13 protein-coding genes are annotated in these 12,541 nt (G+C 73.5%); 4 read left to right on the forward strand and 9 right to left on the reverse strand.

From position 1 onward, the window contains the following. Positions 1-10 precede the first annotated feature (10 nt). Positions 11-922 (reverse strand): DMT family transporter, encoded by a 912-nt coding sequence (locus ACIGFK_RS23755; protein WP_376659357.1) that lies wholly within the window; start codon positions 920-922, stop codon positions 11-13. 131 nt (positions 923-1,053) lie between these two features. Between ACIGFK_RS23755 and ACIGFK_RS23760 the strand changes: the two genes are divergently transcribed. After that, positions 1,054-1,422, forward strand: coding sequence for a hypothetical protein (locus ACIGFK_RS23760; protein WP_386464096.1), 369 nt, complete (start codon positions 1,054-1,056; stop codon positions 1,420-1,422). A 37-nt stretch (positions 1,423-1,459) separates the two neighbouring features. Here ACIGFK_RS23760 and ACIGFK_RS23765 read toward each other — a convergent pair whose 3' ends face one another. The 3 genes from ACIGFK_RS23765 to ACIGFK_RS23775 all read right to left on the reverse strand — a co-directional run bounded on the left by ACIGFK_RS23765 (position 1,460) and on the right by ACIGFK_RS23775 (position 3,905). Continuing rightward, entirely contained in the window at positions 1,460-2,077 is a 618-nt protein-coding gene (locus tag ACIGFK_RS23765) for a dihydrofolate reductase family protein (RefSeq protein ID WP_376659355.1), read from the reverse strand. Between the two features lie 174 nt (positions 2,078-2,251). Further along, positions 2,252-2,848, reverse strand: coding sequence for an HD domain-containing protein (locus ACIGFK_RS23770; RefSeq protein ID WP_376659354.1), 597 nt, complete (start codon positions 2,846-2,848; stop codon positions 2,252-2,254). A 55-nt stretch (positions 2,849-2,903) separates the two neighbouring features. Continuing rightward, on the reverse strand, positions 2,904-3,905 hold the full coding sequence (locus ACIGFK_RS23775) for a MarR family transcriptional regulator (protein ID WP_400053468.1): 1,002 nt from the start codon (positions 3,903-3,905) through the stop codon (positions 2,904-2,906). A gap of 416 nt (positions 3,906-4,321) precedes the next feature. On the opposite strand from ACIGFK_RS23775, the gene ACIGFK_RS23780 reads away from it, so the two are divergent. Together ACIGFK_RS23780 and ACIGFK_RS23785 are read left to right on the forward strand one after the other, a co-directional pair. Then, a complete protein-coding gene (locus ACIGFK_RS23780; RefSeq protein WP_376659352.1) occupies positions 4,322-5,530 on the forward strand; it encodes an MFS transporter in 1,209 nt (402 codons plus the stop codon). A gap of 48 nt (positions 5,531-5,578) precedes the next feature. Continuing rightward, complete coding sequence (locus ACIGFK_RS23785) at positions 5,579-6,313, forward strand: SDR family oxidoreductase (RefSeq protein ID WP_376659351.1); 735 nt, start codon at positions 5,579-5,581, stop codon at positions 6,311-6,313. Between the two features lie 22 nt (positions 6,314-6,335). Here the strand turns inward: ACIGFK_RS23785 and ACIGFK_RS23790 are convergent, their stop codons facing one another. From ACIGFK_RS23790 to allB, 3 genes are all read right to left on the reverse strand, one after another. Next, positions 6,336-6,797, reverse strand: a complete 462-nt coding sequence (locus ACIGFK_RS23790) for a pyridoxamine 5'-phosphate oxidase family protein (RefSeq protein ID WP_376659350.1) — start codon at positions 6,795-6,797, stop codon at positions 6,336-6,338. Between the two features lie 179 nt (positions 6,798-6,976). Continuing rightward, a complete protein-coding gene (gene alc / locus ACIGFK_RS23795; RefSeq protein ID WP_386464088.1) occupies positions 6,977-8,095 on the reverse strand; it encodes an allantoicase in 1,119 nt (372 codons plus the stop codon). A 2-nt stretch (positions 8,096-8,097) separates the two neighbouring features. Continuing rightward, positions 8,098-9,432, reverse strand: coding sequence for an allantoinase AllB (gene allB / locus ACIGFK_RS23800; protein WP_376659364.1), 1,335 nt, complete (start codon positions 9,430-9,432; stop codon positions 8,098-8,100). A 336-nt stretch (positions 9,433-9,768) separates the two neighbouring features. Here allB and ACIGFK_RS23805 point away from each other — a divergent pair, with 336 nt between their 5' ends. Next, on the forward strand, positions 9,769-10,572 hold the full coding sequence (locus ACIGFK_RS23805) for an IclR family transcriptional regulator (RefSeq protein ID WP_376659348.1): 804 nt from the start codon (positions 9,769-9,771) through the stop codon (positions 10,570-10,572). A gap of 107 nt (positions 10,573-10,679) precedes the next feature. On the opposite strand, the gene ACIGFK_RS23810 is transcribed toward ACIGFK_RS23805, so the two are convergent. Both ACIGFK_RS23810 and ACIGFK_RS23815 read right to left on the reverse strand, forming a co-directional pair. Next, positions 10,680-11,372, reverse strand: a complete 693-nt coding sequence (locus ACIGFK_RS23810) for an ABC transporter ATP-binding protein (RefSeq protein WP_376659347.1) — start codon at positions 11,370-11,372, stop codon at positions 10,680-10,682. Then, complete coding sequence (locus ACIGFK_RS23815) at positions 11,369-12,457, reverse strand: ABC transporter permease (protein ID WP_400053472.1); 1,089 nt, start codon at positions 12,455-12,457, stop codon at positions 11,369-11,371. The genes ACIGFK_RS23810 and ACIGFK_RS23815 overlap by 4 nt, the downstream gene beginning before the upstream one ends. Positions 12,458-12,541: the final 84 nt, after the last annotated feature.

The raw sequence follows: 12,541 nt of genomic DNA on the forward strand, positions 1-12,541 counted from the left end.
CTCCTCCCGCTCAGGAGGCGGCGCGCCGTCCCCAGGCCGTGCCGGCGAGCACGAGGGCCGCGCCCGCGAAGCCGAGGGGGGCGAGGTGTTCGCCGCCGATGGCGATGCCGGCGGCGGCCGCCCACAGGGGCTCGGTGCCGAGCAGCAGGCTGACGCGCGAGGGCGAGGTGCGGCGTACGGCCCACATCTGCACGAAGAAGGCGAAGAGCGTGCAGAAGAGGGAGAGGAACGCCAGCCCGGCCCATTCGGCCGCCCCGAAGCCGGCGGCGGTGGCCCAGGGGCTCTCCCCCGTCCCCGGCACGGCCGCCAGCAGCGCGAACACCACGACGGCTCCGCCGAGCTGCACGGTGGTCAGGGACAGCGAGTCCGCGTCCTGCACCGCCCGGACCCGGGCCATGAGCAGGACGTGCAGGGTCCGGGCGAGGGCGGCGCCGAGGATGAGCAGGTCACCGGGGCTGGGCGCGGTGAACCCGGCGCCCTGCGTCAGCAGCAGGACCCCCGTGACGGAGACCGCGGCGGCTCCGAGGAAACCGGGGGAGGGCTTCTGCCGCTTGACGAGGGCCTCGGCCAGCGGCGTGAAGATCATGGTCAGGCTGATGATCAGCCCGGCGTTGGTCGCGGACGTGTGGACGACCCCGTAGGTCTCCAGCAGGAAGATCCCGCCGAGTACGAGTCCCAGTCCGCCGGCGCCGCGCAGCTGGGCGGCGCTCAGCTCCCGCAGCCGCGCCCACCCCGCGACGACCAGCACGGGCAGCACGAGCGCGAAGCGGAGGACGAGCACGGCGATCACGGTGTGGGCCGTGGTGATGCCCTTGGCGGCGAGGTAGCTGCCTCCCCACACGACGGCGACGGCCAGTACGGGCAGGTCGGCGAGCCAGGCCCGGCGGGGGGCGGTGGCGAGGGCGGGCGAGATCACGGTCATCGAAGCTCTCCAACGGCTCTGACGAAGTGGAGACTTCGGCGGCTCGCACGGTGCGGGGTCACCGTACCGGAGGCGATCATGCCGGTCTAACGATTTCCCTACCTGTCAGACCGGCCCCGTAGCATCGCCGTATGGCCGACCTCTACGCCCTGGACCTGGCGTTCGACCTGCTCGAATCCACCCCGGACGCCGTGCTCGCGGAGCTCCGCCGCCAGCTCGCGCCCGGCGGGATCCTCTCCTCCCGCGGCCCGGCCGCGCGGATCGGGGGCATGCTCGTCGGCGAGTTCGCCCCGGCGTCCCACCCCGGCTGGGCCCTGACCAGCCGCCAGGAGGTGCACGAGGAGGAGCTCCCCGCCCTCGAGGACCTCCTCCTGGTCCTCGCCCCGCACATCCGCCGGCCGGGCCCGGTGGGGCGGATCCGGCACTACGAGCACGAGTCCCCGGACCTCCTCGTCCTGCGCGAGGGCCGCGTCGTCCAGGTGGCCCTGGACCCCCGCTGAGCCCGGTGGGCCCGGTGGGCCCGGCGAGCCCGCCGCTTCAGTCGGCGAACGTCCCGAACGTGGCGCGCCCGATGGGCCGGTAGGTGTGGATGGCGGTCCCGCTCGACGTGGTCCTGGACCCGGTCAGCTCGAAGGCGGTCGGCAGCCCGCCGGTCGGGAACAGCCGCCGCCCGCCGCCCAGGAACACCGGGAAGACCAGCAGGTTCAGCTCGTCGACGAGGTCCCGCGCCAGCAGCCACTGCGCGAGCTGCCCGCTGCCGTGCACCTGCAGCTCGCCGTCCAGCGCGTCCTTGACCCGGACGATCTCGCTCTGCAGCTGCTCCCCGTCGAGCACGGTGGCCGGTCCCCACTCCGGCTCCTCGAGCGTGGTCGAGGCCACGTACTTGGGCAGCCGGTTCAGCTTGCCCGCGACGGGGTCGGCCGGGTCGTCGTGCTGCGGCCAGTAGCCCGCGAAGATCTCGTACGTCCGGCGCCCGAGCAGGAACGCCCCGGTCCGGCCGAAGACCTCGGTGATGAACTCCCCCATGCCCTCGTCGGCGTACGGCACGAGCCACCCGCCGTACTCGAACCCGCCGCTGCGGTCCTCCTCGGGCCCGCCGGGGGCCTGCATCACCCCGTCGAGGGTCAGGAAGGTGGTGAGGGTCAGCTTGCCCATGGCTCTGCGCTCCTTGCCCGTTCGTCGCCGTGCACCGGCCTGCACCGGTCTGCACCGGTCTGCACCGGTTCAGACTCCCGCCCGGCCGGGTCCTCGTCGCTCCGCCACGCAGGGAGGGCACCCGCACGCCTTGATCCTCCAGGGCCCCTGCCACCCGGCCACCGGCCCCGGCCTTCAGGTGTGGACCGGGAAGGACGCCTGGAAGGCGAGGCGCCGGTCGGCGTCGTCACCGATGGCGGTGAGGAGTTCGTCGAGCGCGATGAACACCTCCCAGGCCGCCCGGCCGCTCGCCTCGGCCAGGCGGGTCACGACGAGGTCCTCCAGCTCGGGGACCCGCTTGTTCTTCCAGATCTTGTCGGCCAGGCTCACCAGCAAGTCCTCCGGGCCGACGCCGGGTTCCGCCCATGACGCGTGGCTCGCGGCGAACCGGGCCCGTTCCGGGCTGACGCCGCGGCCGAGCAGCAGGGCCTGCCCGGCCGGCTCGTGCTCCGACCCGGGCCCCGACAGCTCGGCCGGGTGGAGGACCTTCCCGATGTCGTGCGTCGCCGCGCCGAAGAGCACCGCCTCGCGGTCGAAGGGCAGGGCGGGACAGTGCTGTCCGACCCAGTCGGCCAGCCGGTGCGCCACGTCGTGGACGGCCCGCAGGTGCGCCGCCAGCCGCGGCGGTGCGCCCAGGGACGACAGGAGCTCTGCCACGTCTTCCGGCAGCGGGAGCAGTGCGGGGTCGGCGCTGCCGTTCAGGGCTCCGGACAGGAGTGCGGCTGCGGTCATCGCGTCAGGGTACTGACGGCCCGCCCCGTGCGCACTGGTGCGCGGTGAGCGGGGGTCAGGGACCGTCGTCCGCCGGGTCGTCCGGGTGCAGGAGGCGGTCGCCGAGCGGGGTGCGGCGGTAGAGGACGTGGCGGGCGTCGCGGGCGCGGGTGACCAGGCCTGTGGCGTGGAGGACGGCCAGGTGCTGGGAGACCGCGCTGGGGGTGACCTGGAGGCGGCGGGCGATCTCGACGGTGGGCAGGGGGCCGTCGAGCAGGGTCAGGAGGGTGGCCTTGGGGGCGCCGATGAGCCTCGGGAGGGCGGTGGCGTCGGGTCGGGTCGGCGCGGACCACAGGGTCGCCACGCCCCGGCTGGGATAGGCCAGGCCGGGTGGCTGGTCGGCGGTGACGGGCGGGGCGGGCTTGTGGGCGAAGACGGAGGGCACGAGCAGCAGTCCGCGGCCGGCGGCCGGGATGTGGAAGTCGCCGAGGACGTTGTCGACGTGCAGGGTTCCGCCGTCCCAGCGGAGGTTGGGGTGCATGTCCGCGAAGAGGCGGCGGGCGCCACCGACGGCGAGCCGGCGGGCCCGGTAGGTCATGTCGGCTTCGAGGACGAGCCGCATCGCGGGCCAGGTCGGCTGGAGCGCGAGCGTCCAGTAGCGGTGCAGCAGTTCGCAGATGCTGTCGCGGAGGGCGGCGGCGGCATCGTCGCCGGCGAGCGCGGGGTGCAGGGGGGCGGGGAGCGGGTCGGGGTGGTGCGCGTCCAGCAGGTCCCGGCGGACGACGGCCGCCGGGGTACGGCGTACGACGGCCAGTTCCTCCGCGAACGACGCGGAGAACCGCTCCGGGCGGGGGGTCAGGAAGTCGGGCGTCGTGCGGTGCTGCGCGACGAGCGAGGCGAGGAGGGCGGTGTCGAGCGTGCCGGTGATCCGCGGGACGGTCGCCCTGCGCCAGGGGGCGTGGATCGCGGACAGCCCCGGCTCGCGGAGCACCCGGAGGCTCAGCACGGTGTCCATGAGCGGGGACAGGGCGAAGCGGGTGTCCGCGAGGTCGTCGGCGTCGAGCCCGAAGCTGATCATTAAGCCCGAGGCTACATCCATTGGCCGGGCCGGCCGGGTGGGCTGGACTGCCGGGCATGACGCAGAGCCCCCGCGGCGACCACCCGACCCCCACACCGACCACCCCTGCGGCACGACCGGCCCCGACCACACCACCGCACCGGCCCACTTCCGCACAACCGACCCTCCCGGCCGCCCCGGCCACGCCGGTGACGCCGGCCACGTCGGTGACGCCACCGCACCCCTGCCCGCCCGCAACCCCGACGGCCCCCACACACCCGGCCGCACCGACGGGCCGGGCCGCACCGACGAACCCGACCGGACGGGCCCCGGCAGCCCGGGCAGCCTCGGCGGCGCCGGCGACGGAGGCAGCCCCAATGGCCCCGGCGGACCGGGCGGCCCCCGCAGGGGCACCGGCGGGGCGGCTCGATCGGCGGTTGATCGGGGTCCTCTCGCTGACCTGCGCGGTCGCCGTCGGGAACATCTACTTCCCGCAGGCCGTCAGCCCCCTCGTCGCCGCCGGGCTCGGCACCACGCCCGACAAGGCCGCCTGGGTGGTCACCGCGACCCAGGTCGGCTACACCCTCGGCATCTTCCTGCTGGTCCCGCTCGGCGACCGGCTCCCGTACCGCCGCCTCCTCGTCACCCTGCTCACGGCCAGCGGCGCGGCCCTGCTCGGTGCCGCCCTGGCCCGCAGCCTGCCCCAACTCCTCGCCGCCGGCGTCCTCGTCGGGGTGACCACCACGGCCGCCCAGCTGATCGGCCCGATGACCGTCGGCCTGGTACCGGAGGGGCGCCGCGGTGCGGTGATGGGGACCCTGCTCAGCGGATCCATCGGCGGCATGCTCCTGGCCCGTACCTTCAGCGGCGCGCTCGGCGAGCGGTTCGGGTGGCGAGCCCCCTACTGGGTGGCCGGGCTCGTGGTGCTGTGCCTCGCGGTGGTGCTGGCCCGCGCACTGCCCGCCACCACCGGGGCCGCCCCCGCACCCCGGGGACCGCTGCGCGCGCTGCCCCTGCGGCCGCTGCGGCTGCTGCGCGCCGAGCCCGAACTGCGCCGCTCCGGCTGGTACCAGGCCTCCCTGTTCGCGGGGTTCTCCGCCATGTGGGTCTGTCTGGCGCTGCTCCTCACCGGCCCGGTCTACGGATTCGGCCCGCAGGCCCTGGGGCTGGTCGCGCTCACCGGCGTGGTCACCATGGCGTGCACCCCGATGGCCGGCCGCTTCGTGGACCGCCTCGGCCCCGACCGGGTCAACCTCGTCTGCTTCCTCGCCACCCTCGCGGCCGCGGCCGTCCTCGCCGTCGGCGCCCGGGGCGGCACCACGGGCCTCGTGGCGCTCGTCCTCGGCACGCTGCTGCTGGACACCGCCATGCAGTGCGGCATGGTCGCCAACCAGGCCCGTTTCTACGCCCTGCGCGCCGACTCCCGCAGCGCGCTCAACACCGCCTACATGACCTGCGGTTACCTCGGCGGCAGCGCCGGCTCCTGGCTCGGCCTGCAGGTCCACCGGCACGCCGGCTGGCCGGGGGTCTGCGTACTGCTGGCGCTGCTGGCACTCCCCGCCGTCGACTCCGCGCGCCGGGTGCGCGCCGCGAAACGCGAGGTCGGATTCCTGCCAGCGGCCCGGACCTCCCGGAGATTTCATTGAACTCGCAACCAAACAGCGGGATCAACGGGATCGACGAGAGGAATCACCGTGGACGGCAACGCAGTGGCCCTGGTGACCGGTGGAAGCCGCGGGATCGGGGCGGCGAGCGCCCTGAAGCTCGCCGAGGACGGGGCCGACGTCGCGATCACCTACGTCAGCGACGCCCGCGCGGCGGCCGAAGTAGTGGGGAAGATCGAGGCGCTCGGGCGGCGCGCGGTGGCCGTACGGGCCGATGCCGCGGACCCGGCGGCCGCCGCCACGGCGGTGGAGGAGACCGTCCGGGAGCTCGGGGGGCTGGACGTACTGGTCAACAACGCGGGGATCGGCGTGCTCGGACCGTTGGACACCCTGGCCGCGGAGGACGTGGACCGGGTGCTCGCCGTGAACGTGCGCGGGGTGTTCCTCACCGCGCAGGCGGCGGCCGGGCACATGCGGCCCGGCGGGCGGATCATCACCATCGGCACCTGCATGACCCAGCGGGTGCCCGGCCCGGGCGGCACGCTCTACACCATGAGCAAGGCGGCGCTGATCGGGCTGACCAAGGCCCTCGCCCGGGAGTTGGGCGAGCGCGGGATCACCGCGAACATCGTCCACCCCGGTCCGGTGGACACCGACATGAACCCGGCGGACGGCCCGTACGCCGGCCCGCAGGCGGCGATGACCGCCGTCGGACGGTTCGGCACCGCGCAGGAGGTGGCCGCGATGGTGGGCTTCCTCGCCGGGTCGCAGGCCGCCTTCGTGACGGGGGCGGAGTTCGCCGTGGACGGCGGGCACGCCGCCTAGTGCGTCATGCCGCGACCGCCGGTCAGGGCAGCCAGCGGCCGCCCGTCATCAGGTCGCGGCCGGCGATCTCGTTCACCTCGCGCCAGGCCTGGATCCACTCCGGCACGATCCGGAAGTAGGGGTACGGGACGGCGAAGGCGCCGGGGTCGAAGCCGGTGTGGGCAGCGAAGGCCTCCCGCTCGCCGGGGGCGAGGTCCGCCACGTCCAGCGTGGTCGCGGCGCCCTCGGCGAGGACCACGTCGCGGGTGAGGCCGAAGGCGAGGCGCACCCTGCCGTTCGCGGCGAGGTTGCGGCCGGTGGGCACGGTGGCGCGGGTGGACAGCAGGAAGGTCTTGCCGTCCCACCGGAAGGAGAGCGGAACGAGGCAGGGGACGCCCTCGGCGTCGGCGGTGGCCACCCAGACGTCGTTGTCGTTCCGGAAGCGCGCGAGCGTGTCCTTGCGACGGGTCTCGCGGTCGCGCGGTGCGTCGGGGACCTCGGTCATGTACGTGCCCTCCCGTGGGTGTGGGGGTCCCGCGGGTCGGGCCGCCGGGGCCCATCCTGCCCCACCCGTAACGGAGTTCGTACGAAAGAACGCCGAAGGGGCGCACCGTTGAGCGGTGCGCCCCTTCGGGCCGTGCGCGCCCCGGGGGTGTCGGCCCCCGGGGCTGGATGTGGGTGGCGTCAGCCGCCCAGCTCCTGGTGACGGGCGGCCAGGGCGGCCGCGCCGTTCTCCGTCAGCGAGCCGAAGAGGCGCAGACGGGAGAAGCCGCCGTCCGGGAAGATGTCGATCCGGACGTGCGTGCCGACCGCCGGGGCGTCCAGCACGAAGCGGTGGTTGGTGTCGGGCTGCAGGCGGGTGCGCGGCAGGAACTCGGTCCACTCGCCCTCCTCGCCCGTCTTGACGGACAGCGAGGCCCAGCCGGCCGAGTTGCCCTTCAGGTACGCGGTGTCGATCTCGACGGCGCGGATCTCGGACTCGGCGACGAGCTGGTAGCGGATCCAGTCGTTGCCGTTGTCACGGCGGCGGGCGGTCTCCCAGCCGTCGTCCATCTTGCGGGAGCGGCCCGGGTTGATGGTGTTGGTCGGCGGGGAGTAGAAGCGGTTGGAGGCGTCCTGGACGGAGCCGCCGTTCTCCAGCGCCACCACGTCGAAGGAGCCGAGCGCCGCGAGCCACTTCGGGTCCGGGACGACCTCGCCGTAGACGCGCAGGCGGGCGATGCCGCCGTCGGGGTGCTGGTTGACGCGCAGATGCGTGAAGCGCTGCTCGACGGTGACCTCGAAGCCGTTGGCCGCGTGGCCGCCGACCGGGGTGCGCTCGACGAGGGTCGTCCACTTCACGTCGTCGCCCTGGAGCTCCTCCGGGGTCGGCGCCAGGGCGCCCTCCCAGTTGGTGCCCTCGATGGAGACGGCCTGCGGCATGTTGCCGCGGAAGTGGGCGGTGTCGACGACGATGCCGCGGATCACGCCGGGGGCGCCCAGGCGCACCAGCGCCCAGTCGTGGTCCTCGGCGGTCGGCCAGGGCTGCTCGGCGGAGATGCCGCGGCGGCGGCGGGTCTCCCAGCCGTCCATGATCTTGCCCTTGTGGCCGAAGTGCTCGGGGTCGAAGTGGCCGGCCTCGGCGATCAGCAGGTTCTCGCGCTGGGCGAAGAACTCGTCGTTGGCGGCGATGACACCGGCGCCCAGCTCACGGGCGGCGAGGTTCGCGTACTGGGTGAACGGGAAGTCCGCGGTGCGGTAGTCCGCGTACGGGTCGCCGCCTCCGTACGGGTTCGCGTTACCGGTGAAGGAAGGAATCGCCACTGTCAGTTCTGCCTTTCGAGGAGGAGGCCCGTGGGCTCGGTCGGGGTACCGTGGTCGGCGATCCGGGTGCCGCGCAGCCAGGTGGACTTGACGACGCCGTGCAGGGTCTTGCCCGCGTACGCCGTCACCTGGTTGCGGTGGTGGAGTTCGGCCGGGTCCACGGTGAACGTTTCTTCGGGGGCCAGGACGGCGAAGTCGGCGTCGCGGCCGGCCTCGATCGCGCCCTTCTGGGCCAGGCCGGCGAGGGCGGCCGGGGCGGCGGACATCCAGCGGACGACGTCCTCGAGGGTGCGTCCGCGCCTGCGCGCCTCGGTCCAGATCGCGGGGAGGCCCAGCTGGAGGGAGGAGATGCCGCCCCACGCGGTGGCGAAGTCGCCGGTCTTCAGGTCCGCGGTGGAGGGCGAGTGGTCGGAGACGATGCAGTCGATCGTGCCGTCGGCGAGCGCTTCCCACAGGACGTCCTGGTTGGCGGACTCGCGGATGGGCGGGCAGCACTTGAACTCGGTGGCGCCGTCCGGGACTTCCTCGGCCGTGAGGGTGAGGAAGTGCGGGCAGGACTCGACCGTGATCTGCACGCCCTCGGCCTTGGCCGCGGCGATGAGCGGCAGCGCGGAGGCGGAGGACAGGTGCAGCACGTGCACGCGGGCGTTCAGCCGCTTCGCCTGGTCGATCAGGTTCTGGATCGCGGTGTTCTCGGCGTCCTGGGGGCGCGAGGCCAGGAAGTCGGCGTACTTGGGGCCCGGGTTCTGCGGGGCGGACTCGAGGTGGTGCGGGTCCTCGGCGTGCACGATCAGCAGGCCGCCGAAGCCGGTGATCTCGGCGAGCGAGGTGGCCAGCTGCTCCTGGTCCAGAAGGGGGAACTCGTCGACGCCGGAGGGCGACAGGAAGCACTTGAAGCCGAAGACGCCGGCGTCGTGCAGCGGCTGCAGGTCCTTGACGTTGTCCGGCAGGGCACCGCCCCAGAAGCCGACGTCCACGTGCGCCTTGGTACGGGCGACCTCCTGCTTGACGCGCAGGTTGTCGGTCGTGGTGGTGGGCGGCAGGGAGTTCAGCGGCATGTCGAGGATCGTGGTGATGCCTCCGGCCGCGGCGGCGCGGGTGGCCGTCCAGAAGCCCTCCCACTCGGTGCGGCCCGGGTCGTTCACGTGGACGTGGGTGTCGACCAGGCCGGGGAGCAGGACGTCGTCGCCGAAGTCCTCCAGCCGGGCTCCGGCCGGTACCTCGGCGTCGTGCGCCAGCACGGCCGTGATCTTCCCGCCGGCGACGGCCACCGAGGCGGCGCGCGTCCCCTCGGGGGTGATGACGCGCGTCGAGCGCAGTACCAGTTCCACAGCCACGTCGGACACCGGAACCTCCCCATCTACTTCCACAGAGCGAAATTCAACGTTCTGTTGACGGAGTCTGCGGGGCGATGGGGAACCAGTCAAGAGCGCCCGGAGGGACCGCTGACACACCAGCACCCGCAATTGGATGTTTCCACAGAATGGAATTAGGATTTCGCTATACAGAATGTAGCTACCACCACCGGGGGTCGGGCAGGTAACTTCCCGAGGACGTCCGCCCCCGGACATACCGCCTCTGACCGGCGGAGACGGCATCGCCCCTGGTCTAGGGCCGACGTCGACTGACCGGTAGGCTGCTTCCTTGCCTGCCAGCACCGAAAGGACCGCGCCGTGCCGACGTCCAGCGCCAGCACCACCGACGCTTCCGCCAAGACCACCGCCGCCAGCGGTGGCGTCCAGTCCCTCGAGCGCGCCTTCGATCTGCTCGAACGCATGGCCGACGCAGGGGGCGAAGTCGGTCTCAGCGAGCTGTCCGCCGCCAGCGGTCTGCCGCTGCCGACGATCCACCGTCTCATGCGCACCCTCGTGGCGTGTGGTTATGTCCGCCAGCAGCCCAATCGACGGTACTCCCTCGGGCCGCGCCTGATCCGCCTCGGCGAGTCCGCGTCGCGCCTGCTGGGCACCTGGGCCCGCCCCTACCTGGCCCGCCTGGTCGAGGAGACCGGCGAGACGGCCAACATGGCGCTGCTCGACGGGGACGAGATCGTCTACGTCGCCCAGGTGCCGTCCAAGCACTCCATGCGCATGTTCACCGAGGTCGGCCGCCGGGTGCTGCCGCACTCCACCGGCGTGGGCAAGGCGCTCCTCGCGTACACCCCCGCGGAGGAGGTGCGGGCCCTGCTGGCGCGCACCGGGATGCCGGCCGCGACCGAGAAGACCATCACCACGCCCGAGGGCTTCCTGGAGGCCCTGGAGCAGGTCCGCAAGGTCGGCTACGCGGTCGACGACAACGAGCAGGAGATAGGGGTCCGCTGCCTCGCGGTCTCCGTGCCGAACTCGCCGACCGCCGCGGCGATCTCCATCTCGGGCCCCGCGGGCCGCGTGACGGAGGCCGTGGCCGAGTCGTTCGTGCCGATCCTGCAGGGCGTGGCCGAGGAGCTCTCGGTGGCGCTGGCGAACCAGAACCCCGCGTAGCGGGCGTCCCGTACGCACGAAGGCCCCGGCCCCCCTGTCGAGGGGGAGCCGGGGCCTTCGCGTGCCCGCCGGGACCCGTCTCGGGAGGCCGGGCGCCGGGACCCGTCTCAGGCGGCCGGTACCGGCTCGGCACCCTGCGTCAGGCGGCCGTCCGTCATCGTCGCCGCGCGGTCCATCCGGTCGAGGTGCGCGTGGTCGTGCGTGACCAGCACGGTGGCCGTGGAGCGCTCCCGGGTCAGGGTGACGAGCAGGTCGAGGACGGCGGCGCCGCGCTCGTGGTCCAGGGCGCTGGTCGGCTCGTCGACCAGCAGGACCGCCGGCTCGTTCATCAGGGCGCGGGCGATGTTGATCCGCTGGCGCTGGCCGCCGGAGAGCTGGTGGGGGCGCCTGTCGGCCTTGTCGGCCAGCCCGACCGCGTCCAGCAGCTCCAGCGCGCGGCGGCGCACGGTGCGGGCGGGGCGGCCCGAGAGGTGCGCCATGACCTGGAGCTGTTCGGCGGCGGTGAGCGAGGCGAGCAGGTTCGGCTGCTGGAAGACGATGCCGATCTTCTCCCGGCGCAGGGCCGCCTTCTCGGCGGCGCCGAGCCCGGTGACGTCCGTACCCGCGACCACGACCCGGCCGGAGTCCGGGGTGACCAGGGTGGCGGCCACCGCGAGCAGGCTGGACTTGCCCGAGCCGGAGGGCCCGATGACGGCCGTCAGGGTGCCCGGGGGGACCTCCAGGCCGACCGCGTCCAGGGCGGTGAGCCTTCCGTCGCCGTCGGGGTAGGTGAGCGTGACGTCGTGGACGAGGAGGGTCATCGGGCGCTCCCGAGGGCGGTCAGCGGGTCTACGGCGGTGATCCGCCGGATGGACAGGGCGGCGCCCAGCGCACCGAGGACGATCATGACCGCGGCGGGGACCAGCACCGTGGCGGCGTCGAGGACGAAGGGCACGTCCCCGCCGCTGATCAGCACGCCGAAGCCGGCGGCGAGCGCGGTGCCCAGCCCGGTGCCGACGGCGAGCATGACCACGGCCTGGCCGAGGGCGTCCTTGAGCAGGTAGGGGGTGGAGGCACCCAGTGCCTTGAGGACGGCGATGTCCCCGCTGCGCTGGATCGTCCACACCGTGAAGAAGGCCCCTATGACCAGCGCGGAGATGGCGAAGAGGAAGCCGCGCATCAGCTGGAGCGAGCCGTTCTCGGAGGTGTACGAGCCGATGGCGCTCAGCGCCTCGTCCACGGTCATGGCCTTGGTCCCGGCCGCCTCGTCGGCGGCGGCGAGGTCCGCCTCGCCGTCCGCAGAGACGGCGACGACGGTGGCCACGGCGGCGGTGGAGGTGCCGGGGTTCCCGATCCGCTGCCAGTCGTGCAGGTCCATCCACACGACCGGGGTGTGGCTGAAGGCGGCGGTGCCGGAGACGCCGGCCACGGTCAGTTCCAGCGGGCCGATCTTCAGCCTGCCGCCCGCGGTGAGCCCGCCGAGCTCCTTCGCGGCCTTCTCGGTGAGGACCACCTGCCCCTGGGCGAGCCGGGCCCCGCTCGGCGCGAGCCCGCCCGCCGGGTCCACACCGAAGACGGACACTCCGGCGGTGCGCTCGCCCGAGACGGCGTTGGTGGTGCGGATGCCGAGCGGCTCCGCGGAGCTCACCCCGGGCTGCTTCCGCCAGGCCTCCCAGGCGCTCTCGGGCACCTGGGAATTGGTGAACGACACCTTCTGGTCCCCGGACGGGGCGGCGAAGGCCAGGTGGGTGGCGGGCAGACCCGTGACGGCCGAGATGTTCTCCCGGGCCAGACCGGAAGTGAGCCCGGACAGCAGGCCGACCAGCAGCGTGATCAGCAACACGACCGAGCCCATGAGGGCGAAGCGCCCCTTGGCGAACCGTAGATCTCTCCATGCGACGAACATGTCCCCCACCTTGGTCTTCCGGGTGGGCCCGGGGCATCGCGCCACGGGAGCGTTCCTGGTATCGAAGGACGCACGCGGACATCA

The organism is Streptomyces sp. NPDC085524, assembly GCF_044541755.1.
Classification (GTDB): Bacteria; Actinomycetota; Actinomycetes; order Streptomycetales; family Streptomycetaceae; genus Streptomyces.